Origin of the sequence: Vulcanococcus limneticus LL (assembly GCF_943369875.1) — a bacterium.
Taxonomy (GTDB): Bacteria; Cyanobacteriota; Cyanobacteriia; order PCC-6307; family Cyanobiaceae; genus Vulcanococcus; species Vulcanococcus limneticus_A.
This window is the reverse complement of the sequence record NZ_CALROT020000013.1, coordinates 23,666-47,721: the sequence shown is the minus strand read 5'-3', so window position 1 is coordinate 47,721 and position 24,056 is coordinate 23,666. Positions and strand designations below refer to the sequence as shown.

Annotated in this window: 26 protein-coding genes; 12 read left to right on the top strand and 14 right to left on the bottom strand. The window is 71.7% G+C overall.

Features of this window, described 5'->3' with window-relative positions:
- Nucleotide 1: 1 nt before the first annotated feature.
- Genes lspA through ACLV7J_RS13435 form a run of 3 tightly spaced genes read left to right on the top strand, consistent with a single transcriptional unit; the run spans nt 2 to nt 4,449 of the window.
- The gene (gene lspA, locus ACLV7J_RS13445; protein ID WP_411869583.1) at nt 2-517 is read left to right on the top strand and encodes a signal peptidase II; all 516 of its coding nucleotides are present in this window, start codon (nt 2-4) and stop codon (nt 515-517) included.
- A complete protein-coding gene (locus tag ACLV7J_RS13440) occupies nt 507-2,762 on the top strand; it encodes a transglycosylase domain-containing protein (RefSeq protein ID WP_411869582.1) in 2,256 nt (751 codons plus the stop codon). The genes lspA and ACLV7J_RS13440 overlap by 11 nt, the downstream gene beginning before the upstream one ends.
- A gap of 37 nt (nt 2,763-2,799) precedes the next feature.
- Complete coding sequence (locus ACLV7J_RS13435; RefSeq protein WP_411869581.1) at nt 2,800-4,449, top strand: DUF697 domain-containing protein; 1,650 nt, start codon at nt 2,800-2,802, stop codon at nt 4,447-4,449.
- A 132-nt stretch (nt 4,450-4,581) separates the two neighbouring features.
- Here ACLV7J_RS13435 and ACLV7J_RS13430 read toward each other — a convergent pair whose 3' ends face one another.
- A complete protein-coding gene (locus ACLV7J_RS13430; protein ID WP_411869580.1) occupies nt 4,582-6,003 on the bottom strand; it encodes a pyridoxal phosphate-dependent decarboxylase family protein in 1,422 nt (473 codons plus the stop codon).
- Nucleotides 6,004-6,182: 179 nt separating this feature from the next.
- On the opposite strand from ACLV7J_RS13430, the gene ACLV7J_RS13425 reads away from it, so the two are divergent.
- Complete coding sequence (locus tag ACLV7J_RS13425; RefSeq protein ID WP_411869601.1) at nt 6,183-6,638, top strand: nucleoside deaminase; 456 nt, start codon at nt 6,183-6,185, stop codon at nt 6,636-6,638.
- On the opposite strand, the gene ACLV7J_RS13420 is transcribed toward ACLV7J_RS13425, so the two are convergent.
- Both ACLV7J_RS13420 and ACLV7J_RS13415 read right to left on the bottom strand, forming a co-directional pair.
- Entirely contained in the window at nt 6,598-7,767 is a 1,170-nt protein-coding gene (locus tag ACLV7J_RS13420; protein WP_411869579.1) for a pyridoxal-phosphate-dependent aminotransferase family protein, read from the bottom strand. The two genes, ACLV7J_RS13425 and ACLV7J_RS13420, sit on opposite strands and share 41 nt — an antisense overlap.
- 146 nt (nt 7,768-7,913) lie before the next feature.
- Nucleotides 7,914-8,444 carry an allophycocyanin subunit beta gene (locus ACLV7J_RS13415; protein ID WP_411869578.1) on the bottom strand — a complete coding sequence of 177 codons (531 nt, stop codon included), beginning with the start codon at nt 8,442-8,444 and terminating at the stop codon, nt 7,914-7,916.
- Nucleotides 8,445-8,787: 343 nt separating this feature from the next.
- Here ACLV7J_RS13415 and glnA point away from each other — a divergent pair, with 343 nt between their 5' ends.
- Nucleotides 8,788-10,206, top strand: coding sequence for a type I glutamate--ammonia ligase (glnA, locus tag ACLV7J_RS13410; protein ID WP_411869577.1), 1,419 nt, complete (start codon nt 8,788-8,790; stop codon nt 10,204-10,206).
- An 89-nt stretch (nt 10,207-10,295) separates the two neighbouring features.
- Here glnA and ACLV7J_RS13405 read toward each other — a convergent pair whose 3' ends face one another.
- A complete protein-coding gene (locus tag ACLV7J_RS13405) occupies nt 10,296-10,535 on the bottom strand; it encodes a hypothetical protein (RefSeq protein WP_411869576.1) in 240 nt (79 codons plus the stop codon).
- Nucleotides 10,536-10,729: 194 nt separating this feature from the next.
- Here ACLV7J_RS13405 and ACLV7J_RS13400 point away from each other — a divergent pair, with 194 nt between their 5' ends.
- Together ACLV7J_RS13400 and ACLV7J_RS13395 are read left to right on the top strand one after the other, a co-directional pair.
- Entirely contained in the window at nt 10,730-11,788 is a 1,059-nt protein-coding gene (locus ACLV7J_RS13400; protein ID WP_411869575.1) for a class I SAM-dependent methyltransferase, read from the top strand.
- 59 nt (nt 11,789-11,847) lie between these two features.
- Nucleotides 11,848-12,150, top strand: coding sequence for a copper-binding protein (locus ACLV7J_RS13395; RefSeq protein WP_411869574.1), 303 nt, complete (start codon nt 11,848-11,850; stop codon nt 12,148-12,150).
- Here the strand turns inward: ACLV7J_RS13395 and ACLV7J_RS13390 are convergent.
- On the bottom strand, nt 12,140-12,412 hold the full coding sequence (locus tag ACLV7J_RS13390) for a hypothetical protein (protein WP_411869573.1): 273 nt from the start codon (nt 12,410-12,412) through the stop codon (nt 12,140-12,142). The genes ACLV7J_RS13395 and ACLV7J_RS13390 overlap by 11 nt on opposite strands.
- 54 nt (nt 12,413-12,466) lie before the next feature.
- Between ACLV7J_RS13390 and ACLV7J_RS13385 the strand changes: the two genes are divergently transcribed.
- Complete coding sequence (locus tag ACLV7J_RS13385; protein WP_411869572.1) at nt 12,467-12,793, top strand: DUF6439 family protein; 327 nt, start codon at nt 12,467-12,469, stop codon at nt 12,791-12,793.
- A 1-nt stretch (nt 12,794) separates the two neighbouring features.
- Here the strand turns inward: ACLV7J_RS13385 and ACLV7J_RS13380 are convergent, their stop codons facing one another.
- On the bottom strand, nt 12,795-13,196 hold the full coding sequence (locus ACLV7J_RS13380) for an ATP-binding protein (RefSeq protein WP_411869571.1): 402 nt from the start codon (nt 13,194-13,196) through the stop codon (nt 12,795-12,797).
- A 65-nt stretch (nt 13,197-13,261) separates the two neighbouring features.
- Complete coding sequence (locus ACLV7J_RS13375; RefSeq protein ID WP_411869570.1) at nt 13,262-14,032, bottom strand: GUN4 domain-containing protein; 771 nt, start codon at nt 14,030-14,032, stop codon at nt 13,262-13,264.
- A 69-nt stretch (nt 14,033-14,101) separates the two neighbouring features.
- On the opposite strand from ACLV7J_RS13375, the gene mnmH reads away from it, so the two are divergent.
- From mnmH to ACLV7J_RS13355, 4 genes are read left to right on the top strand one after another with little or no spacing between them, the layout of a single operon-like run.
- On the top strand, nt 14,102-15,361 hold the full coding sequence (gene mnmH, locus ACLV7J_RS13370) for a tRNA 2-selenouridine(34) synthase MnmH (RefSeq protein WP_411869569.1): 1,260 nt from the start codon (nt 14,102-14,104) through the stop codon (nt 15,359-15,361).
- A 23-nt stretch (nt 15,362-15,384) separates the two neighbouring features.
- Entirely contained in the window at nt 15,385-15,759 is a 375-nt protein-coding gene (psb28, locus tag ACLV7J_RS13365) for a photosystem II reaction center protein Psb28 (RefSeq protein ID WP_411869568.1), read from the top strand.
- Nucleotides 15,760-15,766: 7 nt separating this feature from the next.
- The gene (locus ACLV7J_RS13360; RefSeq protein WP_411869567.1) at nt 15,767-16,834 is read left to right on the top strand and encodes an AI-2E family transporter; all 1,068 of its coding nucleotides are present in this window, start codon (nt 15,767-15,769) and stop codon (nt 16,832-16,834) included.
- Nucleotides 16,835-16,847: 13 nt separating this feature from the next.
- Nucleotides 16,848-17,846 (top strand): AI-2E family transporter, encoded by a 999-nt coding sequence (locus ACLV7J_RS13355; RefSeq protein ID WP_411869566.1) that lies wholly within the window; start codon nt 16,848-16,850, stop codon nt 17,844-17,846.
- A gap of 31 nt (nt 17,847-17,877) precedes the next feature.
- On the opposite strand, the gene ACLV7J_RS13350 is transcribed toward ACLV7J_RS13355, so the two are convergent.
- From ACLV7J_RS13350 to rsmA, 7 genes are all read right to left on the bottom strand, one after another.
- On the bottom strand, nt 17,878-18,072 hold the full coding sequence (locus ACLV7J_RS13350; RefSeq protein WP_411869565.1) for a hypothetical protein: 195 nt from the start codon (nt 18,070-18,072) through the stop codon (nt 17,878-17,880).
- Complete coding sequence (secF, locus tag ACLV7J_RS13345; protein ID WP_411869564.1) at nt 18,072-19,064, bottom strand: protein translocase subunit SecF; 993 nt, start codon at nt 19,062-19,064, stop codon at nt 18,072-18,074. Before secF ends, ACLV7J_RS13350 begins: the two co-directional genes overlap by 1 nt.
- Nucleotides 19,061-20,563 carry a protein translocase subunit SecD gene (secD, locus tag ACLV7J_RS13340; RefSeq protein WP_411869563.1) on the bottom strand — a complete coding sequence of 501 codons (1,503 nt, stop codon included), beginning with the start codon at nt 20,561-20,563 and terminating at the stop codon, nt 19,061-19,063. Before secD ends, secF begins: the two co-directional genes overlap by 4 nt.
- Before the next feature lies 1 nt (nt 20,564).
- Nucleotides 20,565-21,548, bottom strand: a complete 984-nt coding sequence (locus ACLV7J_RS13335; RefSeq protein ID WP_411869562.1) for a pyruvate dehydrogenase complex E1 component subunit beta — start codon at nt 21,546-21,548, stop codon at nt 20,565-20,567.
- 218 nt (nt 21,549-21,766) lie between these two features.
- Entirely contained in the window at nt 21,767-22,081 is a 315-nt protein-coding gene (locus ACLV7J_RS13330) for a DUF3082 domain-containing protein (RefSeq protein ID WP_411869600.1), read from the bottom strand.
- Between the two features lie 80 nt (nt 22,082-22,161).
- On the bottom strand, nt 22,162-23,094 hold the full coding sequence (ispE, locus tag ACLV7J_RS13325) for a 4-(cytidine 5'-diphospho)-2-C-methyl-D-erythritol kinase (protein WP_411869561.1): 933 nt from the start codon (nt 23,092-23,094) through the stop codon (nt 22,162-22,164).
- Between the two features lie 12 nt (nt 23,095-23,106).
- On the bottom strand, nt 23,107-23,937 hold the full coding sequence (gene rsmA / locus ACLV7J_RS13320) for a 16S rRNA (adenine(1518)-N(6)/adenine(1519)-N(6))-dimethyltransferase RsmA (RefSeq protein ID WP_411869560.1): 831 nt from the start codon (nt 23,935-23,937) through the stop codon (nt 23,107-23,109).
- Nucleotides 23,938-24,056 lie beyond the last annotated feature (119 nt).

Here is a 24,056-nt window from a genome sequence, read left to right as displayed (position 1 = left end):
GATGAACCCGCCCAGTTCCCCGCGCAGCGCCCTGGCCGGTCGGCGGCGCCTGGCCGCCTATGGCCTCGCCCTGCTGGTGGTGCTGGTGGATCAGCTCAGCAAGGCCTGGGTGGTGGAACACCTGGCCCTGCGTGGCAGCGCCCCCCTGCTGCCGGGTCTGCTGCGGCTGCAGCTGGCCTACAACACCGGAGCCGCCTTCAGCCTGTTGCGGGATTCCACCCTGGCCCTGGGTCTGGTGAGCCTGGTGGTGAGCCTGGCCCTGGTGGTGTGGATCCAGGGCAGCGGGCCGCTCCGGCGCTGGCAGCTGCCGGCGGCCGGCCTGCTGCTGGGGGGTGCCGTGGGCAACGGCATCGACCGCTGGCGCCTCGGCACCGTCGTCGACTTCTTCGAGTTCGTGCCCGTCCGCTTCCCGATCTTCAACGTCGCGGACGTGGCCATCAACCTGGCGGTGCTCTGCCTGCTGATCGACCTGCTGCGACGTGATGGCCCCGGCGACCAGGCCACCCATGACCGCTGAGGGCCTGCGCCGCTGGCTGGCTTCAGCCCGTACGGGCGCCGCGGCCGACCTGGAGCTGCTCTGCCCGGGCCAGGAGCCGCGGCAGCTGGTGCTGCACGGCGGCACCTACCGCCTCGGCCGCGACCCGCGCCAGGAGATCGCCCTGCCCCACGGGGCCGTGAGCAAGCAGCATGCCCTGCTGGAGCAGGTGGGTCGCCACTGGCTGCTGCGGGATATCGGCTCCACCAACGGCCTCTGGTGGCGCGGCCGGCGCGTGCGCGAGCTGCTGCTGGCCGACGGGGATCGGGTGCGCTTCGGTCCCGCCTCGGAGCCCGAGCTGCCGGAGCTGGTGTTCCATTGCCGCCAGGCCTCGCCGCTGGCTCCCCTGGCCCGCTTCGCCAGCTTGGCCCTGGCGGCGACGGCCGCCGGTGGCCTGGCCCTGCTGGGGCTCTCGCTGATGGCTCAGCCCCTGCGGGGCAGCCTGGCCAGCGTGCGCGGCCCCCTGGCCCTGTTCGACGGCGCCAACCGCCCCATCGCCTCGGCCGACACCAGCCTGCACCGCGAGCACCGCAGCCTGGCGGGCTACCCACCGGTGCTGGTGGACGCCCTGCTCGCCAGCGAGGACAGCCGCTTCTGGTGGCATCCGGGCGTGGATCCGATCGGTACCGGCCGCGCCCTGGTGACCAACGTGCTGGGGGGCCGGGTGCTGGAGGGGGGCAGCACCCTCACCCAGCAGCTCGCCCGCAGCCTTTACCCCGAGCAGGTGGGCCAGGGCGAGAACCTGGCCCGCAAGTGGCGCGAACTGCTGGTGGCCCTGCAGCTGGAGGCCCGCTTCAGCAAGCACGATCTGCTGCTCAGCTATCTCAACCGGGTGTACCTGGGGGTGGGCTGGGGCTTTGAGGATGCCGCCCGCAGCTTCTTTGCCAGACCGGCCCGGGAGCTGCGGCTGGAGGAGGTGGCCCTGCTCGTGGGTCTGCTGCCCTCCCCCAACGGCCACGACCCCTGCATCAACCCCCAGGCGGCACTGGAGGCCCGCAACACCGTGCTCAACAAGATGGCGGACACGGGCCGGCTCGATGCCGGTGCCGCCCGCCGGGCCCGGCGCCGGCCGATCACCCTGGCGCCCACGGCCTGCAGTGGTGGCGGTGCCACGGCGGGTTCTCCAGCCGGCAAGGCTGGCGGCGGCTCCGGCAGCTTCGCAAGCTCTGTGAGCGCCGTCCGGCGGCCGGTGCCCTTCTACACCGATCAGGTGCGCCGCGATCTCGATGCCCTGCTGGGGCCGGACGTGGCCGCCGAGGGCAACTTCCTGGTGGAGACGCACCTCGACCCGCTGCTGCAGGAGGTGGTGGAGCGGCGGTTGCGGGAGCTGCTGGCCAGCACCGAGCCGGCGGTGAGTGAGGGGGCCGTGGTGGTGCTGGATTCCCGCAACGGCGGCGTGCTCGCCATCGCCGGCGGACGCGACTACCGGCGCAGCCAGTTCAACCGGGCCTCAATGGCCCTGCGCCAGCCGGGCAGCACCTTCAAGCTGTTCACCTATCTGGCGGCTCTGGAGAAGGGCCTCCGCCCGGGCGACACGGTGAGCTGCGCCCCCCTCGACTGGGGCGGCCAGGCCTTCGCCAGCGGCTGCGGCGGCCAGCTGTCCCTCCGTTCCGCCTTCGCCGCCAGCAGCAACACCGCCGCCCTGCGCCTGGCCAGGCGGGTGGGGCTCGATGCGGTGGTGCAGAAGGCCCGCGACCTGGGCATCAGCACCCCCCTGGACCCCGTGCCGGGCCTGGCCCTGGGCCAGAGCGAAGTGCGCCTGATCGAACTCACGGCCGCCTACGCCGCCATCGCCAACGACGGCGTCTGGCATGCACCCAGCACCGTGCGGCGCCTCACCGACGCCGAGACCTGCGGCGGCCTCGAGAGCAGCCGCTGTCGCAGCCGCAAGGGGGCCAGCGAGCGGCCGATCAGCCCGGCCCGGCGCGTGACCACCGCGGCCACGGCGACGCAGATGCAGGGCCTGCTGCGGGGGGTTGTGCGGGGCGGCACCGGCGGCGCCGCCAGCCTCGGCGGCGAGGAGGGCGGCAAGACCGGCACCACCAACGAGGGCCGCGACCTGCTGTTCGTGGGCTACGAGCCCCGCCGTCACTGGGTGATCGGCATCTGGCTCGGCAACGACGACAACCGCCCCACCGGCAGCAGCAGTGCCCTGGCGGCGGGCCTGTGGAGCGCCATCATCCGCTCCGCCGGCAGCGGCAGCCTGCCGGCCAGCGCCAAGCTGTGAGGCCTGGCCCCCTGCCCCCCGTGATCCCGCCCGTCCCGTGAAGACCCCGCCGCGCCTGTGGATCTGGCTGGGGGTGGCACTGGCCGCCCTGGTGGCGATCACGGCCGCGCTGCAGGCCGTCAACAACCTGCTCTGGCAGCTGAGCTACCTGCTGCCGGGCTGGCTGGTGGGGCCGGTGGCCCTGCTGCTGTTCGGCGGAGGGGCCCTGCTGCTGGCGCGGCTGGCCTGGCCCTGGCTGGTGGACCTGCGGCGCCAGGGCTGGAAGGGTTCGGGTTCGGCCGGTGGCCGGCCGTTGCCGTCGGCCCCCGGCAGCCGCCAGGAGGCGGCCCAGCAGAACCTCGAGGCCATCGATCAGCTGCTCAGCCGCATCCGTGACGACGTGGGTCGCCAGGCCCTGCAGCAGGAGCGCGAGCGGGTGGCGGCGGAACTGCAGCGCGGCGACCTGGTGCTGGTGCTGTTCGGCAGCGGCTCCGCCGGCAAGACCTCGCTGATCCGCGCTTTGCTCCAGGAGGTGGTGGGCCAGGTGGGTGCCGCCATGGGCTCCACCGATGCCTGCAGCACCTACCGGCTGCGGCTGCGGGACCTGCCGCGGGGCCTGCGGCTGGTGGACACCCCCGGCATCCTCGAGGCCGGCAGCGCTGGGCGGGAGCGGGAGCGGATCGCGCGCCAGCAGGCCGCCAACGCCGACCTGCTGCTGTTGGTGGTGGACGGGGACCTGCGGGCCGCCGAGCAGGAGGTGTTCGATGCCCTGGCGAGCCTGGGCAAGCGCCTGATCCTGGTGCTCAACAAGGCCGACCTGCGGGGCGAGCAGGAGGAGCGGCGCCTGCTCTCCCTGCTGCGCCAGCGCTGCCTCGGCCGCATCGCCCCCGAGGATGTGGTGGCCGCCAGCGCCGCCCCCCAGAGCGTGCCCAGGCCCGGTGGCCAGCCGCTGCAGCCGCCGCCGGAACTCGATGCCCTACTGCGCCGCATCGCCCAGGTGCTGCACAGCGATGGCGAGGAGCTGATCGCCGACAACATCCTGCTGCAGAGCCGCCGGCTGAGCGAGGCCGGCCGCCAGCTGCTCGGCCAGCAGCGCCAGGGCGACGCCGAGGCGATCGTGGACCGCTACGCCTGGATCAGTGCCGGCGTGCTGGCCGCCACGCCCCTGCCGGTGGTGGACCTGCTCGGTGCCGCGGCGGTGAACGCCCAGATGGTGGTGGAGATCGGCCGCGTCTACGGCGTGACCCTCAGCAGGGCCACGGCCCAGGAGCTGGCGGTGTCGGTGGGGCGCACCCTGGCGAGCCTGGGGGTGATCAAGGGGGGGCTGAGCCTGATCGGGGCGGCCCTCAGCCTCAACCTGCCGGCCCTGCTGCTGAGCCGGGCCGTGCAGGCCGTGGGGGCCGCCTGGCTGACGCGGGTGGCCGGCCGCAGCTTCATCACCTACTTCCAGCAGGACCAGGACTGGGGCGATGGCGGCGTGCAGGAGGTGGTGCAGCGCCAGTACGACCTCAACCGGCGCGACTCGGCCCTGCGCCTGTTCCTCGATGCCGCCCTCAGGCGGGTGGTGGAGCCGTTGCAGCGGCGCCGGGATCCCCAGCTGCCGCCCCAGCCGGCTGGCCGGCCAGCGGCCCCGCCGCCGCCGGGACGGCGATCCCCAGGGCCTCGGGGGGCGGGGGAAGCAGAGGACCCCGGGAATCCAGCACCGTGATCAGCACCAGATACAGCACGCCGATCAGCACCGAGAGGGCGCCGGTCACGATGGCGACCCAGCGGCCGCGGGGATTCGGCCCCGCTGGCTGAACGGGCTCCGGATCGGGAGTCTGGGGGCGGGGATCGTCGCTCATGCCAGGGGCTCCTGGAGGGAGGCCGCCACCACCCGGGCGATGGCCTGCAGTTCGGCCTCGCCGGTGTGGGGGTTGCCCAGCACCGCCTTGAGGTGGTGGCGGCCGTGGTGCAGGGGCCGCGACAGCATCAGCTGCTGCTCCAGCAGCCGCTGGCGCGTCAGCGCCGACCAGAGCTCCGCCTGGCGGGGTGTTGAGCCCCGCGGGGTGAACGCCAGCAGATGCAGCGGTCCGCCCAGCAGCTCCAGATCCAGGGGCTCCAGCAGCTGCCCCAGCCGCAGCCGCCGGGCGATGGCGCCATCAATCACCGCTTCGATGCCGTCCAGGCCCAGCTGGCGCAGCCCCAGCCAGAGCTTGAGCGCCTCGGCGGGGCGGGTGCCCTGCAGGCCGCACTCGCCGCCGTGGGCCTCGCCCCAGCTGGGTTCCATGTAGGGCAGGCCCGTGGCGAAGCAGGAGGCCAGGTGCTGCGGGTCCGCCAGCAGCAGCAGCGAGGAGGTCTTGGTGACCCCCAGCAGCTTCTGGGGATTCACCGTGAGCGAATCGGCCAGGCCCAGCCCCGCCACCCGCCCGGCGTGGCGCGCCGTCAGGCCGCAGACAGCGCCGATGGCCCCGTCCACGTGCAGCCAGACGCCGTGGCGCCGGCAGAGCTCCGCCAGGGGTTCGAGCGGATCCACCGCCCCGCGCACGGTGGTGCCGGCGGTGGCCACCACCGCCAGGGTGGGCTCGCCGCGGCGCGCCCGCTCCTCCAGGGCCTCGGCCAGCAGTGGCACCTGCAGGCGTCCCTCCGCGTCCACGGCGATCGGGCGCAGGGCCTGGGGGGGCAGTCCCATCACCGCCAGGGCCTTGCCGATCGACACGTGGGCGTCGGCGCTGCAGAACACCACCGCCTCGCTGCGGCCATGCAGACCGCCGTGGTGCCTGGCGACCACCAGGGCCATCAGGTTGCTCAGGCTGCCGCCGCTGGCGCACACCCCACCGGCCCCCTCCCCAAGGCCCAGGGTCTGGGCCATCCAGCTGCAGAGGGCCCGCTCCAGCCGGCTGAGGCTGGGGGAGAGCTCCTCGGCCAGCAGGTTGTTGTTGAGGCCCGCCGCCACCAGGTCGGCCACCACCGAGGCCGTGAGCGGCGGCGGATCCAGGTGGGCCAGGGCGCCCGGATGGCAGGGGTTGTAGGCCCCGTCCATCACCAGCTGCAGATCCGCCAGCAGGGCCTCGCTCTCCAGGCCCCGGGTCTGGGGCGCCACCTCCGGCAGCACGCTCAGGGCCGGCAGCGGCGGCCGCTCGCTGGCCGTGGCCCACCAGCGGCCCAGCTGCTCCGTGGCCTGGCTCAGGAAGGCACCCAGCGCCGGATCGAGGGCCGTGGGGTCGGGAAAGGCCGCCAGCGCCGCGGCCGCGGGGCCCGCGGCTGACCGCCGGCCGGACATGGAGGCCGTTGGCTCGGGCTGGGGGGCTGGAGCCAACGACCTGGCGACAAGGCCCCCCATTCTCCGCTGTCGGGGTGCCGGGGGCCGCGGCCGCCGGTGCCAATCTGCCCGCAGCCTCCGAGCCGGCCCTGAGCAGACCCCCTTCCGGTCCAACCCCCACTCCGGCCGAGGCGCTGTGGATGGAGCGGCTGCTGCGCCGGTCCGCCCGGGTGGGGGAGCGCGGCGAGGTGCCCGTGGCGGCGGTGCTGCTGGATGGCGCCGGCCGGGCCATCGGCTGGGGCAGCAACCGGCGCGAGCGGGATCAGGATCCCCTCGGCCACGCCGAGCTGGCGGCCCTGGCCCAGGCCGCACGCCTGCGCCAGGACTGGCGCTTCAACGACTGCACCCTGCTGGTGACCCTGGAGCCCTGCCCGATGTGCGCCGGCGCCCTGGTGCAGGCCCGCCTCGGTCGGGTGGTCTTCGGTGCCGCTGACCCCAAGCGCGGCGCCATGGGCGGCTGCCTGGATCTGGTGCACGACCCGAGCGCCCACCACGCCATGGAGGTGGTGGGCGGTCTGCGCTCAGCGGAGTGCCAGGAGCAGCTGCAGCGCTGGTTCAGGCAGCGACGGCGGCAACGGCGGGGGAGCCAGCCCTGAAGGCGGGCAGATCCTCCTCCAGCAGGTTGAGCAGCAGGTCCACGTTCTCGGCGCGGCTGTTGTAGCCCATCAGGCCGATGCGCCACACCTTGCCGGCCAGGGCCCCCAGGCCGCCGCCCACCTCGATGCCGTGCTTGTTGAGCAGGTGCAGGCTGAAGGCCTTGCCATCCACGCCTTCGGGGATGCGCACGGTGGTGAGGGTGGGCAGCCGCAGCTCGAGGGGCACGTGGGGTTCGAGGCCCAGGCGTTCCAGGCCGGCCCAGAGCCGCTCGGCGTTGCTGCGGTGGCGGGCCCACACGTTCTCAAGGCCCTCCTCGGCGATCAGGCGCAGGGCCTCGCGCATGCCGAAGTTCATGTTCACCGGCGCCGTGTGGTGATACACCCGGTCGCTGCCCCAGTACTGGTTGAGCAGGCTCACATCCAGGTACCAGTTGGGCACCTTCTCCTGGCGGTTGGCCAGCTTCTCCTCGGCGCGGGGGCCCATCGTGAAGGGACCCAGGCCCGGCGGGCAGCTGAGGCCCTTCTGGCTGCAGCTGTAGGCCAGATCCACCTTCCAGTCATCGAGATACAGCGGCACCGCGCCCAGGGAGGTCACGGTGTCCAGCAGCAGCAGGCAGTCGTACTGACGGCAGAGATCGCCGATGCCCTGCATCGGCTGGCAGACGCCGGTGGAGGTCTCGGCGTGGACCATGGCCAGGATCCTGGGGCGGTGCTGCTTCAGGCCGGCCTCGATCTCCTCGAGGCTGAAGGCCTCACCCCAGGGCTTCTGGATCGTGTGCACGTTGGCCCGGTAGCGGCCGGCCATGTCCTGCAGGCGCAGGCCGAAGTAGCCCTTCACGGCCACCAGCACCGAATCGCCCGGCTCCACCATGTTGGCGAGGGTGGCCTCCATGGCCGCGCTGCCCGTGCCGCTCATCGGCAGGGTGAGGCGGTTGTCGGTCTGCCACACGTAGCGGAGCAGCTCCTGCACCTCGCCCATCAGGGCCACGTAGAGCGGGTCGAGGTGACCGATCGGCGTGCGGCTGAGGGCCTGCAGCACCGTGGGGTGGGCGTTGGAGGGTCCTGGTCCCAGCAGCAGCCGGTCTGGCGTGGCGATCGGCCCGAGGTTCAGGCGATGGCGATCGGACACGGGAGAAGCGATGGGGGAAGCCAAGACCTGGGGGCAATCAGCGTTGGGGGAAGCCTAAGCAGCGGCCGGAGGGCGCCATGAATAGTGGTCGCGCAGACAGCGACCGCCCCGGACGGTGTCCAGGGAGGTGGGGAGCCGCGTGCGGCTCAGCGGGCGCGCACGTTGATGTCGCCCAGGCCCCGGGCCAGGTGGGTGAAGGGGGCACGCACCACCGCCTCGAGAGTTGCGGCATCGGCCACGCCGGCGTCGGCCAGCTTCTCCACCAGCACATCCGCCAGCAGGGCGATGCTGCGCACGGTGGGGCCGGTGGGCACGCCGAGGCTCTTGTAGGTGTCGTCGAGGCCGTTGAGCACCCGCTCGTTGAGGATCGTGCTGTCGTCCGCCACCAGGGCGTAGCTGGCGTAGCGCAGGAAGTAGTCCATGTCGCGCAGGCAGGCGGCCCAGCGACGGGTGGTGTAGGCGTTGCCGCCGGGCAGCAGCAGCTCGGGATCGGCCTGCCAGAGGCGCTGACTGGCCTCACGCACGATCTCGGCGGCCTCGCGGTTGATCGTCTCCACCGCGGCCAGGCGCAACTCGGCCTCGCCGTAGTAGGTGGCGATGCGATCGATCGCATTGCGATCGAGGTAGCGCCCCAGTTGGTCGTAGCGACCAATCAGACCGGTGATGGCATCGCGCATGGCGTGAACAATCGACGCACCTGAGCCGGAACGTAGCACCTGAAAAGGGCCAGATCCCTTGCCCGGCCGCGGGTCTGGCGAAGTTGACAGAAACGGTTACGCAACGGCGCCTGGCGGTCTGGGGCGGATTTTGGTTACAGCGGCTACACAGGCCTGCGCGGGCTGCTCCGTACCGTCCGGCGGCGCCACGACAGAGCGGCAGCCACGGCGTGGCGGAAGCCTCGGACGGGCTCGGCCCTTCCCCTGGGAACCAGGCCTTGGCCCCGGTCCCGTCATGGTCCCGCCGCCTCCGTGTTCAGCGCCCTCCGTCCACTCCCGTCGTATCCACCCCGTACCCACCGTCATGGCCAAGACCGCCCAGGACGTGCTCCGTCAGATCAAGGACGAGGGCATCGAACTGATCGATCTGAAGTTCACCGATCTGCACGGCAAGTGGCAGCACCTCACGGTCTGCGCCGACCTGGTCGATGAGGCCGCCTTCACGGAGGGCCTGGCCTTCGACGGCTCCTCCATCCGCGGCTGGAAGGCGATCAACGAGTCGGACATGGCGATGGTGCCCGACCCCGCCACCGCCTGGATCGACCCCTTCTACCGCCACAAGACTCTCAGCCTGATCTGCTCGATCCAGGAGCCCCGCAGCGGCCAGCCCTACGGCCGCTGTCCCCGGGCCCTGGCCCAGAAGGCCCTCGCCTACCTGGCCTCCACCGGCCTGGCCGACACCGCCTACTTCGGTCCGGAGCCCGAGTTCTTCATCTTCGACGACGTCCGCTACAACTCCAGCCCCGGCAGCAGCTTCTACGCCGTCGATTCGATCGAGGCCCCCTGGAACACGGCCCGGCTGGAGGAGGGCGGCAACCTGGCCTACAAGATCCAGCTGAAGGAGGGCTACTTCCCCGTCGCCCCCAACGACACCCTCCAGGACATCCGCAGCGAGATGCTGCTGACCATGGCCAGCCTGGGGGTGCCGATCGAGAAGCAGCACCACGAGGTGGCCACCGCCCAGCACGAACTGGGGATCAAGTTCTCGGAGCTGATCAGTGCGGCCGACAACGTGATGATCTACAAGTACGTGGTGCGCAACGTCGCCCGGAAGTACGGCAAGACGGCCACCTTCATGCCCAAGCCGGTGTTCTCCGACAACGGCAGCGGCATGCACGTGCACCAGAGCCTCTGGAAGGGCGGTCAGCCCCTGTTCTTCGGTGAGGGCACTTACGCCAACCTCTCCCAGACGGCCCGCTGGTACATCGGCGGCCTGCTCAAGCACGCCCCCAGCTTCCTGGCGTTCACCAACCCCACCACCAACAGCTACAAGCGCCTGGTGCCGGGCTTCGAGGCGCCGGTGAACCTGGTGTATTCCCAGGGCAACCGCTCGGCCGCCGTGCGCATTCCGCTCACGGGTCCCAGCCCGAAGGCCAAGCGCCTGGAGTTCCGCTCCGGCGACGCCCTGGCCAACCCCTACCTGGCCTTCTCGGCGATGCTGCTGGCCGGCCTCGACGGCATCCGCAACCAGATCGACCCCGGCGACGGCACCGATGTGGACCTGTTCGAGCTGTCGGCGGAGGAGTTGGCCCGGATCTCCACGGTGCCTGCGTCCCTCAACGGTGCCCTCGAGGCCCTCGATGCCGACAAGGACTACCTGCTGGCCGGCGGTGTGTTCAGCGAGGACTTCATCAGCAACTGGATCGGCATGAAGTACGAGGAGGTGCAGCAGCTGCGCCAGCGGCCCCACCCCCACGAGTTCACCATGTACTACGACGCCTGATCCCGGGCGTCTGAACCCCGACGCCACCTGAAGCGCGTCTTCCCGCCCTGGCCTTGGCCGGGGCTTTGCTGTTGCAGGGCGATGAGCCGTCAGCTGTGGCGGATCTGGGCGATGGCGCTGTCGTGCAGGTGCTTCTCATGGGCCTGGCGGATCGCCCAGGCCCGTTCCTGGCCCCGCACGTCGCCGCCGGCGTGGGGGTCGGGATGGGTGGTGATCTGGGCCAGGCCCGCGGCCTTGCGGCGCAGCTCCCGCTGGTGGGCCACGGCCCAGGCCAGGAATTCGGGATCGGCCATCCGGTCCTGCAGGGCCGCGTTGAGGGGGAGGGTCATGGCGGGGAATCCGGCTGGGAGGCCGGCCGGTGCGTGGGGCGTTGGATCCATTCTGGGTGGCCTGCCTGGGGGCCCCGCAGCGGGATAAATCTCTTCACCGCCCGCTGGACTGCACCCGGTGGCCGACAACCCACGGCCCATGGGTGGGATCGGTTGGAATGGGCCGAGCGTGCGCCCTGGGGCGAGACAGACACATGGCGGATCCGGTGACCCGGCTGGCGTATCAGACCCTGCAGCAGGGCAAGAGCCTGGTGGGACTGGCCCACAAGGAGGTGAGCACCAAGCTGATGGAGCTGCTGGCTCCCCAGGGGGCCGTGCCCAAGACGGTGCCGGTGCCCCCCGAGATGCTGGCGGAGCTGCAGGCCTCCCACAGCCGCCTTCTGGAGGTGGACTGGCGGGAGGCCGAAGAGGGTCTCTACCCCCCCGGCCTGCTGTTCGACGCACCCTGGCTGGACTGGGCCAGCCGCTACCCGCTGGTGTGGCTGGACATGCCCTCCACCTGGAGCCGCCGCAGCGAGCGCCGCGTCGATGACCTGCCGGCGGAGATCAACCGCGACGACTACCCCGCCTATTACCTCCAGAACTTCCACCACCAGACCGACGGCTACCTGAGCGACCACTCGGCCTCGCTCTACGACCTGCAGGTGGAGATCCTGTTCAACGGCACCGCCGACCCGATGCGCCGGCGGGTGCTCAAGCCACTGGTGCAGGGTCTGCGCGCCTTTGCCGATCGCCCCGCCAGCCAGCTGCGCATCCTCGATGTGGCCACCGGCACCGGCCGCACCCTGCGCCAGGTCCGTGGGGCCCTGCCCGAACCCCGCCTGATCGGCCTTGATCTCTCCCCGGCCTACTTGCGCCAGGCCAACCGCTGGCTCAGCCAGCTGCCCAACGAGCTGCCCCAGCTGGTGCAGGGCAACGCCGAGGCCATGCCCTTTGCCAAGGGCTCGATGCAGGCCGTGACCTGCGTGTTCCTGATGCACGAGCTGCCCGGCGAGGCGCGCCAGAACGTGCTCAACGAGTGCTTCCGCGTGCTGGAGAGCGGCGGTGTGCTGGTGCTGGCGGACTCCGTGCAGATGGCCGATTCGCCCCAGTTCCAGCCGGTGATGGACAACTTCCGCCGCGTCTTCCACGAGCCCTACTACCGCGACTACATCGGCGATGACATCGACGCCCGCCTCCAGGCGGCCGGTTTCAGCGCCATCCGGGCCGAATCCCACCTGATGACCAGGGTCTGGACGGCCACCAAGCCCTGACAGGCGCCCTTGCAGGACCCCCGCCGGCCAATAGGGTGCCGCCAGTAGTGCCCCCGCCGATGGCGAATCCCTTCAGTATCCGGTGGCTGGATGGCTGGACCTTCCAGACCGTCTTCATGGAGGGGGCGGTGCAGGTGGAAGCCCATGGCTTCGGCATCTGCCTGCGCACCCCGGTCCTGCCCGGCGAGAGCCCGATCACCGCGGCGGACCGGCTGGTGCTGGCCGAGGATCGCCGCCGCCGTTCCCTGCACACCGCCTGGCTGCGGGGCCAGCAGCTGCAGTCGGTGATCGAGCCGCCGCCCCTGGAGGGCGCCGCGGCGGAGGTGCCTCCGGCGCCGTTGCCCGTCAGCCTCAGCGCTTGAGCAGCACCGCCAGGATCAGGCCGGCCCCGCCCCAGCGCAGGGCCTTCCACAGCACCTCCTCCTGCCAGCGGCCCGCGCGCAGGGGGGCCGGCAGGGGGTCGAACAGGCGCTGGGCCAGGGCCATCCGCTGACGCAGGCGCCGGGCCCGCAGGCTGTCGTCCCCGTCGCGCAGCCGCTCCGCCTGGGACACCTGGGCCATCAGCCCCGCCAGCTGGTGCAACCAGCGGATCGGCCGGTGCGGAGATCGCGTGGGCTGTTGCATCTCAGCGGGCGGCTGCACCAGGCCAGGATGGGGCCTTCGCGTCGCTCCCGTCCAGTGTCCGCCTCCCCCGCCAGCTCCCCCGCGCGCGAGCCTGCCGCCGCGACGACCCAGTGGCCGGAGGGAAGCCTGGAGGCGGCCCAGGCCCTGCACCGCCTGCTGGCCATCGGCGATCGCCAGTGGCATGCCCTCAAGGGCCAGCCCCAGCGCCGGGCCGCTGAGCAGCTGGCCGCCGCCCTGGTGCAGCTGCTGGATGCCGCCAACCCCCCCGGGGCGCCCATCGCGACGCCCGCCCGGGAGGCGGCGACGGCGCTCACGGCCCACGCCCTGGGCTGGTTGCAGGGCGAGCTGCGGGACCCCGGCTGCCCCCAGCACGGCCGCTAACTCAGGCCCGGGCCGGCTGGCGGCGCGTGGCCACCTGCACGCGGTTGCCCCGCGGGCTCCAGCGCACGTCGTCGAAGCAGTGGTGGATCAGGAACAGGCCCCGGCCACAGGCCGAATCCGTGGCCTCCGGCAGGGCGTGGCCGCGGGCCTGGGGCCCCAGCCCATCGCCCTCGTCCTGCACCTGCCAGATCACCCAGCGGGGCGAGACGATGCGCCGCACCCGCAGGCACTTGCCGGGATCGTTGCCGTTGCCATGGCGCACTGCGTTCACCAGCACCTCCTGCAGGCCCAGCTGCAGCGAGGCGCTCTGCTGGGCGCAGCGGATCGGCTCCAGCAGCAGCTCCAGCAGCGGTGCCAGGTGCAGGGTGGATGGCGTGATGAAGTCGGACCAGCGCAGCGTCATGGATCCGGTTCAACACCGGTTTCGACCCTACCCCCCAGGCTGCCAGCGGCTCCCGGCGGCCTGGATCAGGGCGTCACCCGCTGTTGCAGGGCGGGATGGGAGAGCAGGGCATCCATCAGCCGCACGCCCCGCAGCTGGTTCACCAGGGGCAGGTGCCCCTCCGGGGCCGTGATCGACCAGGTAAAGGAGCCTGGGTAGCGGGTCCAGATCCCGCCGGCCTTCCAGCCGAGCCGGGACCAGAGCTGCTCCCAGCGGCCGCCGAGGCTGCGCAGCAGCCGCAGTTGCACCGAGAAGCCGAATCGGCCCTGGGAGTAGGTGACCCACAGGCGATCGAGGCTCTCCAGGTCCACCGACGGCATCGGCGGCACTTCGCTGTAGTACACGTAGCCGCGCTTGACGGCGGCGGGGCCGGCGAGCTGGCGCAGGATCTCGCTGGTGATCCGGTCGGCCTGCTCGTACTCCTGGGCCATCAGGTGGCGCTGCAGGGGGGCGTAGTCGATGCCGCGGGCGCTGCCCACGGCCAACCAACCCTCGGGGTGGCGCTGCAGGAAGGCCTCGGCCAGGCCATCGCGCGGGGCGGCGCCATCGGCAGCCGCGGCGCCATTGCCGGCAGCGGCTGCGGGTTCCAGGAGGGCGTGGATCAGGCTGCCGGCGGCCCAGTCGTCGCCGGTGGCATCCAGCCGGTCGAGCGCATCGGGGATCAGGGGGCGGATCTCGGCCGAGCGCTGCTGCAGCTGGGCCAGCAGGCTGCGGCGCTGGCGGGCGGAGCTGGAGAGGAAGCGCTCCAGCAATTGGTCGGCGCTGGCCGTGGCGGAGACGGAGGGTCCGGAGAGCATGGAGACGGGCCGGCCTGGTCGGTGCCAGCGTCAGGCCACTATGTCAGGCCAGGCTGGCTGCGGAGGCCGATGGCAGGGTTGGTGGTGCGACAGGCGATCGAGCCCTTCCTCGCCGGTGCCGGACCCGTGGTGGACATGCGCAGCCCGGCGGAATTCGCCCAGGGCCACATCCCCGGCGCCCGCAATCTGCCCCTGTTCAGCGATGAGGGCCGGGCGGCCGTGGGGACCACCTACAAGCAGCAGGGGCGCCAGGCCGCCGTGCAGCTGGGGCTGCAGCTGGTGGGTCCGCGGCTTGGGGAGCTGGGGGCCAGCCTCAGCGCCTGGAGCCTCGAGGCGGGCGGGGCGCCGCTGCGGCTGCACTGCTGGCGGGGCGGCATGCGCTCGGCCAGCGTCGCCTGGCTGGCCCAGACCCTGGACCTGCCGGTGGCCCTGCTGGAGGGCGGCTACAAGGTCTACCGCCGCTGGGTGCTGGAGCTGCTGGAGCGGCCCTGGCCCCTGCGGCTGCTGGGCGGCCGCACCGGCACCGGCAAGACCGATCTGCTGCTGGCCCTGGCGCGCCGCGGTGTGGCCGTGCTCGACCTGGAGGGCCTGGCCCACCACCGTGGCAGCAGCTTCGGTGGCCTGGGGTTGCCGCCCCAGCCCAGCACCGAGCACTACGAAAACCGGATTGCGGCCGTGCTGCAGGGCTGTGACCCGGCCACCGCCGAGATCTGGGTGGAGGCCGAGAGTGTCCAGGTGGGCCGCTGCCGCGTGCCGGCGGGGATCTGGCGCCAGATGCAGAGCGCGCCCCTGCTGGAGGTCGTGCGCCCCCTGGAGGAACGGCTGCGCCAGCTCGTGGCGGTCTATGGCGCCCAGGATCCGGAGGAGCTGGCCGAGGCCACCCGGCGCATCGCCCGGCGCCTGGGTCCCCAGCGCACGGCGGCGGCCCTGGCGGCCATCGCCGAGGGCGACTGGGCCGCTGCCTGCCGCCAGATGCTCGATTATTACGACCGCTGCTACGACCACGAGCTCGAGCGCCACGTCCTGCAGGGGCCGGATCGGCAGCGCCAGGACCAGGGGATCCAGGGCCAGGCGCGCCATCCCCAGCAGGGCGCGTGCCAGCCCAGCCCGGGCGAGGACAGTCCGGATCAGCAGGGCCACGACCAGCAGAGCCCCCGCCCAGGCCCCGCGCCCGAGGCCCCCGATCGCCGCAGCGTGGATCTGGGCTTCAGCTCGGCGGATCAGGCCGCCGACCGCCTCCTAGCCGAGGGGCTGATGCAGTCCTGCTCCGTCCCAACGGTGGACCCGGGGCCTGGCGGCCAGGGTGGCCCGGGACAAGGCCCTGCCTAGGATCGGATTTTCCGGTGCAGCCGATGGCCGCCATTCAGTTCTTCCGTGGCGTGGATGAGCCCGTGGTGCCCGACATCCGCATGACCCGCTCCCGCGACGGACGCACCGGCCAGGCGATCTTCGTGTTCGAGGAGCCCCAGGCCCTCGCCCCCGAGACCATGGGCGACATCGGTGGCATGTACCTGATCGACGAGGAGGGCCAGCTGGTCACCCGCGAGGTGAACGCCCGCTTCGTGAACGGCAAGGCCGCTGCCCTGGAGGCCACCTACACCTGGAAGACCACCGAGGATTTCGAGCGCTTCATGCGCTTTGCCGAGCGCTACGCGGCCACCGCCGGCCTTGGCTTCGCCGAGGCGGGCGGTGACCAGGGCGAGGCTCCCGCCGACGCCGACGCCTGAAGCCCCGATGCGCTTCGGCCAGGCCCTCGGACTGATCGCCACAGCCGCTGCCCTCTGGCTGCTCTGGAGCCTGCGGGAGGTGCTGCTGCTGGTGTTCGCGGCCGTCGTGCTGGCGATGGCCCTGTGCACCCTGGTGGCCCTGGTGCGGGAGCGCCTGCGCTGCGGTCGCCCCCTGGCCCTGCTGGTCACCCTGGTGGGCCTGGTGCTGGTGCTGGTGGTGGTGGCCACCACCGTGGTGCCCCCCTTCCTCGACCAGTTCGCCGAGCTGCTGCGCAAGCTGCCCGCCGCTGCGGCGCTGCTGCAGAGCAGCCTGCGCCAGGCCCTGGATCAGATCAGCCAGATGCTCTACGGCCAGCAGGCCCTGCAGTGGCTGCAGCAGGGCTGGGGCTCCTCCAGCGAGTCGAACGGGGCGCTGGCCGCCGGTCTGGGCAGCGGCCTGGTGCGGCTGCTGGGTCTGGCCGGTGGCCTGGGCAGCGGCCTGATCCAGCTGCTGTTCGTGCTGGTGGTGAGCCTGATGATCACGGCCCAGCCCCACGCCTACCGGGAGGTGGCCGTGCTGCTGGTGCCCTCCTTCTACCGGCGCCGCTTCCGCGCGGTGCTGCTGCTCTGCGGCGAAGCCCTCAGCAGCTGGATGGGCGGCCTGCTGATCAGTTCCCTGTGTGTGGCCGTGCTGGCGGGGATCGGCCTGTCGCTGCTGGGGGTGAAGCTGGTGGTGGCCAACGCCCTGCTGGCGGGCCTGCTCAACATCATTCCCAACATCGGTCCCACCCTCAGCACGGTGTTTCCGATGGCGGTGGCCCTGCTGGATTCCCCCTGGAAAGCCCTGGCGGTGCTGGTGCTCTATCTGGTGGTGCAGCACCTGGAGAGCTACGTGATCACCCCCTCGGTGATGCACCACCAGGTGAACCTGCTGCCCGGCCTCACCCTGATCGCCCAGTTCGTGTTCACCGTGCTGTTCGGGCCCCTCGGCCTGTTCCTGGCCCTGCCGATGGCGGTGTGTCTGCAGGTGGTGCTGCGCGAGGTGTTGATCCACGACGTGCTCGATCCCTGGAAGCAGCGCAGACTGGCCTGGTGATGCCAGCGATGTGATGAACGGCCGGACCCTGCTGGGCCTGCTGGCCCTCGTGGTGGTCGGGCTGCTGGCCTGGGAGCTGCGCTGGGTGCTGCTGGTGCTGTTCGGCGCCATCGTGCTGGCCGTGGCCCTGGATGTGCCCGTGGCCTGGCTGCGCCGGGTCACGCCTCTTAGCCGGCCCGCGGCCCGGGCGCTGGTGCTGGTGGTGGTGCTGCTGGGGGGCTGGAAGCTCGGGGAGCTGCTGATCCCCGAGCTGCTCGATCAGGTGCAGGAGCTGATCCAGCTGGTGCCGGTGCTGATCACCCGGCTGGGCGAGATGGTGGGCGACGTGAAGCTGCTCCAGAGCCTGGAGAGCCGCATCCTCAGCCTCGCCACCTTCGACAAGCTGCAGCCGGTGGGGGCCCAGCTGCTGGGCTTCGCCGGTGGCGCCGCCAACGGCACGATCCAGCTGCTCCTGCTGCTGCTATTGGCGATCCTGCTGGCCCTCGACCCCCGCAGCCACCAGCGCCTGCTGATCGCCGCCACCCCCAGCAAGTACCGCCCCCTGGTGGCTGAGCTGCTGCGGGAGTGCCGCGAGGCCCTGGGGGGCTGGCTGGCCGGCATGACGATCTCCGCCAGCGCCGTCTTCGTGCTCACCTGGGCCGGCCTGGCGCTGCTGCAGGTGCCCCTGGCCCTGCTGAGCGCCCTGGTGTGCGGGGTGCTCACCTTCGTGCCCACGATCGGCCCCACGGTCGCCACCCTGCTGCCCCTGGCGATGGCGATGCTGGTGTCGCCCGGGCGGGTGGTGCAGGTGCTGGTGCTGCGGCTGATCCTGCAGAACGGCGAGGCCTTCCTGCTCACGCCGATCCTGCTGAACCGCACCGCCCATCTGCTGCCCACCGTGGCCCTGATGGCCCAGCTCTGCCTCGGTGCGCTGCTGGGGCTCCCGGGGGTGCTGCTGGCCCTGCCCCTGGTGGTGGTGCTGCAGGTGCTGGCCGAGAAGGTGCTGGTGGAGCGAATCATGGACCGCTGGTGAGCGGCCCACCAATCCGGTCAGCCGCCGCTGGCTAGCGGTAGCGGCGCACCAGGGAGGGCATCAGGGCCAGCACCACCACGGCCAGGGGATGCTGCCCCGGGATGTAGCCCAGGGAGGCCCAGGTGAAGTGGTCGGCCAGCAGCAGCAGTTCGCTGCGCAGATCCAGAAGGGCCAGCAGCGCCAGCAGCACCGGAATCCAGGGAAGACGCCAGGGCCGCAGCGCCATCAGCGACGGGCCAGCAGCGGCAGCAGCGTGGGGGCGACGCCGATGCTCGACCAGCTGCCCACCACGATCCCGGTGGTGAGGGCGATCGCGAACCAGAACAGGCTGGAGCCGCCGAAGAAGATCAGCCCGAGCAGGGGCAGCACGGTGGTCAGGGAGGTGTAGAGCGAGCGGGTGAGGGTGGCATTCACGGCCACATCCACCTGCTCGGTGACGGGAAGATCGGCGAGGGCGGTCTTCTGTTCCCGGATGCGGTCGAACACCACCACGGTGTCGGTCACGGAGTAGCCGGCCACAGTGATCAGCGACACGGCGAACAGCGAGTCGACCTCAATGCCCTGGAGCAGGCCCAGCCAGGCGAACAGGCCACAGGTGATCAGCACGTCGTGGCCCAGGGTGACCAGGGCCAGGAAGGCGAAGATGCGGTCGTAGCGGAAGGTGATGTAGGCGGCGATCGCCGCGAAACTCACCACCAGGGAGATCACGCTGCCCTGGAGCAGCTGGGCGCCGAGGGTGGGGCCGATGGTGTCCACCGCCGTGCCGGCCTGGTTCAGGGGGCCGAAGGCCTCGTTGAGGTCCTGGATCACGGCGGTGGCCTGGGCGGGTCGCAGGGCCGGCAGGCGCAGCACCATGGACTGGCCCTGGTCGAGCACCTGTACCGCTGCGCTGGAGATGTTGGGGGCCGCATCGCCGCCGTCCTCCGGCAGGGCCAGGGCCGCGAGACGGCGCTGGACGTCGGGTCCGGCGATGGGGCTGCAGCTGCCGATGGGGCACTGGCGCTCGATCTGGATCTGGGTGCCGCCGGTGAAATCCAGGCCCGGCTTGAGGGGCGAGTGGATCTGGGGGTTGAGCCAGCTGACCACCAGGCCGATCAGGCTCAGCAGGCAGGCCAGGCCGCTGCCGATCCAGGCCAGACGCCGGTAGCGGCTGATCCGGAAACGGGGCTCCGGCACGGAGGGCGCGCTGGCTGCCTGCAGCTCGGGGGTCGCGGTCATGGGGCGGTGCTGCTGGGCAGCTGGGCGGCGGGGATGAAATAGGTGCTGCGGCGCAGGGCCGGGTAGCTCATCAGCAGGCGCAGCAGGGTGCGGCTGCAGGTGAGGGCCGTGAACAGGCTGAGCAGCAGACCGATGGCCAGGGTCACCGCGAAGCCCTTGACCAGGCCGGTGCCGAGGGCGAACAGGGCGGCGCAGCTGATCAGGCCGGTCACGTGGCCGTCGAGGATCGAGGAGAAGGCCAGCGAGAAGCCGGTGTCGATGGAGCGGATCAGGGTGTTGCCCTCCCGCAGTTCCTCCTTGACCCGCTCAAAGATCAGCACGTTGGCATCCACTGCCATGCCGATCGAGAGGATGAAGCCGGCGATGCCCGGCAGGGTGAGGGTGACGGGAATCAGGGCATAGAGGGCCAGGTTGAACAGGGAGTAGAGGCTCAGGGCCAGCACCGCCACGACGCCGGGCAGGCGGTAGACCACCACCATGAACACGGCCACCAGGGCCAGGCCCGAGAGGGCCGCCACCAGGCTGGTGCGCACGTTCTCGGCCCCCAGGGTGGCGCCGATGGAGCGCTGTTCCACCACCTTCACCGGCAGCGGCAGGGAACCGCCGCGAAGCTGAACCTCCAGATCCCGGGCTTCGTCGGGGGTGAAGTTGCCCGTGATGCTGGCGGCCCCGCCGGTGATGCCGGCGGCCTTGAACTGGGGTCCGACGCTGGCCTCGCTGATGGAGCGGCCGTCCAGGACGATGCCGAGCAGGCGTTCCGTGCCTGCGATGCCCTGGGTGAGGGCCGCGAACTTCTCGCCGCCCTCACGGTTGAAGCTGAGGGTCACATCCCAGCCGCTGCCGGTCTGCTGCTGCTGCCGGCCGGCGCCGGTGAGGTCCCGGCCGGTCAGCTGGGCCGGTTCGTAGAGGGCCACCACCTTCTGGTTCACGGCGTCGAGCAGCAGTTCGAGCTGTTCGGTTTCCGTGGCACCCTCAGGAACGCTGATGCCCAGGCCTGAGAGGGCCTTGGCCAGGTCCTCAGCGGCAAAGCTGGCCTTGGGGGGCTCCGGCTGACCCTGCACGCTGGCGGTGACCCTGGCGCGGCGCTGGTTGAGCACCGCCTCCGCCTGGCGCTTGAGCCTCAGCAGCCCCTGCATCTCCCGCTCGGTGCCGGCGCGCTGGGCGCGGAATTCGAGCAGGGCCGTGGTGCCCAGCACCTTGGCGGCACGGGAGGGATCCTGCTCGCCGGGCAGCTGCAGCACCAGCTGGTCGTCACCCACGGTCTGGAGGGTGGATTCCGCCACCCCCAGGCCGTTGATGCGGCGCTCGAGCACATCCTTCACCGCCTCCAGCTGTTCCTTCTCCACCTTCTTGATGGCGCCTGCCGGCAGCACCTGGAGGGTGAGCTGGCTGCCGCCGCGCAGATCGAGGCCGAGCTGCAGCGGGAAGCTCATCAGCAGGGCCCCGGCGGCGATCGCCAGGGCGAGGATCAGGGCGAGCCACCCCTGTTGGCGTGCCATCTCAGATCGTGCCCGCGTGCAGTTGCTTGGCGGCGTCCACGATCTGGTGGGGCTGGATGATCGTCAGGTTCTCCAGGGTGCCGTTGTAGGGCGTGGGGATGTCCTGGGAGGACAGGCGCACCGGGCGGGCGTCGAGGTCGTCGAAGCAGTGCTCGGTGATCAGGGCCATCAGCTCGGCGCCGATGCCGCCGGTCTTCATGCACTCCTCCACGATCAGCACCTTGTGGGTCTTGCGGATCGAGCGGGTGATCGTCTCCATGTCGAAGGGCTTGAGGCTGATCAGATCGATCAGCTCCACGTCCACCCCGTCCTTGGTGAGCTGCTCCACGGCCTTGAGGCAGTGGTGGCGCATGCGCGAGTAGGTGAGGATCGTCACGTCCTTGCCCTCACGCACCACATCGGCCTGGTCGAGGGCGCAGGTGTAGTCGCCTTCGGGGATGTCCTCGCTGAGGTTGTAGAGCAGCACGTGCTCGAAGAAGAGCACGGGGTTGTTGTCGCGGATGGCGGCCTTCATCAGGCCCTTGGCGTTGGTGGGGGTGCTCACCGCCACGATCTTGATGCCCGGCACGGCGTGGAAGTAGGCCTCCAGGCGCTGGCTGTGCTCCGCCCCCAGCTGGCGGCCGACGCCACCGGGGCCACGCACCACGGTGGGGATGGTGAAGTTGCCGCCACTGGTGTAGCGCAGCATCCCCATGTTGTTGGAGATCTGGTTGAACGCGAGCAGCAGGAAGCCCATGTTCATGCCCTCCACGATCGGGCGCAGGCCCGTCATCGCGGCGCCCACGGCCATGCCGGTGAAGGCGTTCTCGGCAATGGGGGTGTCCAGCACCCGCAGTTCGCCGTATTTCTCGTAGAGGTCCTTGGTGACCTTGTAGGAGCCGCCGTACTGGCCCACGTCCTCACCCATCACGCACACATGGGGGTCGCGGGCCATCTCCTCGTCGATGGCCTCGCGCAGGGCGTTGAAGAGAAGCGTCTCTGCCACGGCTTGCGTTCGATTCCGGCTGCAGCCGGGGACTGTTCCGGCCTGGGCCAGATGTGCGGCCAACTTATCTCAGCTCTCCGCCGGCCCGGGCGGGCGCTTCAGCCGCCGGCGGCGAAGGTGGCGAGGAGCAGCACCGACAGCAGCATCCCCGGCGAGAGCAGCAGCACCAGCAGTTCCAGGTCGTGGGCGGTCATGGCGGATGCAAGCGCGGCTCCAGGCTAGGGAGTTTCCTCGGCCTGTCTCCAGCCCGGCATCAGGCTGCGCACGAAGGTGGCGAACAGCCCCAGGCCCACGAAGGCGAAGGTGAAGGTGGCCAGGAAGCTCATGCCCACCACCAGGGTCTTGACGAAGGTGGCGATGCTCTGGGCGAAGCGGGCGTCGTAGTGCGGCGGGTGGTCGGCGTAGTAGCCCACCACCCGGATCGAGAGCTGCAGGGCCAGCCAGCCCAGGCCGAAGCTGGTGAGTGAGCCCGAGAGGAAGCTGAGGGGGCCCTTGCGCGGCCTGGTCTCGGGGGACGGGCTGGCCTCCGCCAGGGGTGCGGGCGGGGTGGCGTCGCCGGCGGGCTGGTCCACGGCGGGGTCAGTGGCCTGGCTCACGGGGGCTGGATCTCGGCTCAGACCAGGCTGACACCAGAGCCGGTGCAGCGGCAGCACCAGGCCTCGAAGCCGGCGGTCTCCAGGCCTGCGGCCAGGTCGGTGCGGGCCTGCTCGGCGGCGGCGAGGTCGGGGAAGAGGGCGAACAGGCTGGGCCCGCTGCCGCTCATGGCCACCGCCAGGGCCCCCGCCGCCTGGCGCAGCAGCGCGAGGCCCTGGTGCACGGTGTCCACCTCCGGTTCCACCACCTGCTGCAGGTCGTTGCGGATCGGCGGCAGGGGCGCGGCCCCCTGCAGGGCTGCGACCAGCGCCCCGCGGCGCAGGGCCTCCCGCCGCTCCTCAAAGGCCGCCTCGCTGCTGAGGTAAGTGGAGCCCCGCTGCTCGCGGCAGCGGCCGTAGGCCCAGGGTGTCGAGACGCTGGAGCCGGGGTGCTTGATCAGCAGCACGCCCCAGGGGGGTGGGGCGGGCAGGGCAACGGGTTCGAGCCGCTCGCCGCGGCCGAAACACAGCTGGGTGCCGCCATCGAGGCAGAAGGGCATGTCCGAGCCCAGGGCCGTGGCCATGGCCTGCAGCTCCCCGGGGCCAAAGCCGCAGCCCCAGAGGGCGTTGAGCCCGAGCAGCGCCGCGGCGCCGTTGCTGGAGCCGCCCGCCAGGCCGGCGCCGATGGGGATGCGCTTCTCCAGGTGGAGGCGGGCCCCCAGTTCCGGCAGCCCGGCCCGCGCCCGCAGCATCTCCGCTGCCTTGACGATCAGGTTGCTGCCATCGACCGGCAGGTCGGTGCGGTCGCAGCTGAGCTGGATCCGGCCATCGGCGCTGGGGTTGAGCGTGAGCGTGTCGGCCAGATCCAGGGTCTGCATGACCATCGCCAGCTCGTGGAAGCCGTCGGGACGCAGGCCCAGCACCTCCAGGTGCAGGTTGATCTTGGCCGGGGCCACTACGCGGAGCTCGGGCATGGGGTGGGTCAATCAGGCGGCCGGCAGGCCGCCGCCGGTGGACCGATTCAAGCCCGCCGCCAGGGCCACCCAGCGCTCCGGGGCCAGCTCCTGGGGGCGCTGCTGCAGGCCGATGCCCGCCTCGGCCGCCAGATCCTGCAGCTGATCGGGTGGCAGCAGGCCCTGCAGGGTGTTGCGCACCATCTTGCGGCGGGCGGCGAAGCAGCGCCGCAGCAGCATCTCCACCGTGCGCGCCAGGCTTGGCTCCAGGAGCTGCTCGGGCCGCAGCGGTTCCAGGAGCACCACCTCGCTCATCACCTTCGGCGGCGGCTGGAAGCAGCGCGGCGGCACCGGACAGACCGTGCGGCAGCTGGCCAGCAGCTGCATGCGCACGCTCAGGGCCGAGAAGGCGCTGCTGCCGGCCCTGGCGCGGATCCGCTCGCCCACTTCCTGCTGCACCAGCAGCACCAGCCGCTCGTAGGGCTTCAGCACGGGCCGATCGAGCCGGCCCACCAGCCGCTCCAGCAGCGGGCCGGTGATGTTGTACGGGATGTTGGCCACCACCTTGTTGGCCTCTGGCAGCTCCACCGCCAGCACGTCCCCCTGCTGCAGGGAGAAGCGAGGATCGGCGCTGAAGCGCTCGCGCAGACCCACCACCAGATCCCGGTCCAGCTCCACGGCGGCCACGGCGGCGGCGGGGGAGGCCAGCAGCCGCTGCGTCAGGGCCCCCCGGCCCGGGCCCACCTCCAGCACCGTGTCGCCGGGGCCGAGCTCCGCCGCTGCCACGATCCGGTTCAGCACCCCCTCGTCGCTGAGCCAGTGCTGGCCGAAGCGCTTGCGGGCGCGGTGGGCCGCGAAGGTCATGGGGTGCAGGCGGCGGCAGAGGTTCCAGATTGCCGCGTCGGGGTGCGCCGAGGCCCCGCTGCGCCGCTGGGTCTCCCGGGGGGCGGGTGAAGGAGTGGCCCCCGCGGGAGCGGCGCCCT

Excerpts from the sequence above, each read along its gene's own strand:
- ACLV7J_RS13415 (WP_411869578.1), bottom strand. The coding sequence starts at position 8,444 with ATGCGCGATGCCATCACCGGTCTGATTGGTCGCTACGACCAACTGGGG.
- mnmH (WP_411869569.1), top strand. The coding sequence starts at position 14,102 with ATGGCAGGGTTGGTGGTGCGACAGGCGATCGAGCCCTTCCTCGCCGGT.
- ispE (WP_411869561.1), bottom strand. The coding sequence starts at position 23,094 with ATGCCCGAGCTCCGCGTAGTGGCCCCGGCCAAGATCAACCTGCACCTG.
- ACLV7J_RS13405 (WP_411869576.1), bottom strand. The coding sequence starts at position 10,535 with ATGACCCTCCCCCTCAACGCGGCCCTGCAGGACCGGATGGCCGATCCC.
- ACLV7J_RS13390 (WP_411869573.1), bottom strand. The coding sequence starts at position 12,412 with ATGCAACAGCCCACGCGATCTCCGCACCGGCCGATCCGCTGGTTGCAC.
- rsmA (WP_411869560.1), bottom strand. The coding sequence starts at position 23,937 with ATGACCTTCGCGGCCCACCGCGCCCGCAAGCGCTTCGGCCAGCACTGG.
- ACLV7J_RS13360 (WP_411869567.1), top strand. The coding sequence starts at position 15,767 with ATGCGCTTCGGCCAGGCCCTCGGACTGATCGCCACAGCCGCTGCCCTC.
- ACLV7J_RS13355 (WP_411869566.1), top strand. The coding sequence starts at position 16,848 with ATGAACGGCCGGACCCTGCTGGGCCTGCTGGCCCTCGTGGTGGTCGGG.
- ACLV7J_RS13400 (WP_411869575.1), top strand. The coding sequence starts at position 10,730 with ATGGCGGATCCGGTGACCCGGCTGGCGTATCAGACCCTGCAGCAGGGC.
- secD (WP_411869563.1), bottom strand. The coding sequence starts at position 20,563 with ATGGCACGCCAACAGGGGTGGCTCGCCCTGATCCTCGCCCTGGCGATC.
- ACLV7J_RS13440 (WP_411869582.1), top strand. The coding sequence starts at position 507 with ATGACCGCTGAGGGCCTGCGCCGCTGGCTGGCTTCAGCCCGTACGGGC.
- glnA (WP_411869577.1), top strand. The coding sequence starts at position 8,788 with ATGGCCAAGACCGCCCAGGACGTGCTCCGTCAGATCAAGGACGAGGGC.
- ACLV7J_RS13375 (WP_411869570.1), bottom strand. The coding sequence starts at position 14,032 with ATGCTCTCCGGACCCTCCGTCTCCGCCACGGCCAGCGCCGACCAATTG.
- ACLV7J_RS13425 (WP_411869601.1), top strand. The coding sequence starts at position 6,183 with ATGGAGCGGCTGCTGCGCCGGTCCGCCCGGGTGGGGGAGCGCGGCGAG.
- psb28 (WP_411869568.1), top strand. The coding sequence starts at position 15,385 with ATGGCCGCCATTCAGTTCTTCCGTGGCGTGGATGAGCCCGTGGTGCCC.
- ACLV7J_RS13430 (WP_411869580.1), bottom strand. The coding sequence starts at position 6,003 with ATGTCCGGCCGGCGGTCAGCCGCGGGCCCCGCGGCCGCGGCGCTGGCG.
- secF (WP_411869564.1), bottom strand. The coding sequence starts at position 19,064 with ATGACCGCGACCCCCGAGCTGCAGGCAGCCAGCGCGCCCTCCGTGCCG.
- lspA (WP_411869583.1), top strand. The coding sequence starts at position 2 with ATGAACCCGCCCAGTTCCCCGCGCAGCGCCCTGGCCGGTCGGCGGCGC.
- ACLV7J_RS13395 (WP_411869574.1), top strand. The coding sequence starts at position 11,848 with ATGGCGAATCCCTTCAGTATCCGGTGGCTGGATGGCTGGACCTTCCAG.
- ACLV7J_RS13350 (WP_411869565.1), bottom strand. The coding sequence starts at position 18,072 with ATGGCGCTGCGGCCCTGGCGTCTTCCCTGGATTCCGGTGCTGCTGGCG.
- ACLV7J_RS13380 (WP_411869571.1), bottom strand. The coding sequence starts at position 13,196 with ATGACGCTGCGCTGGTCCGACTTCATCACGCCATCCACCCTGCACCTG.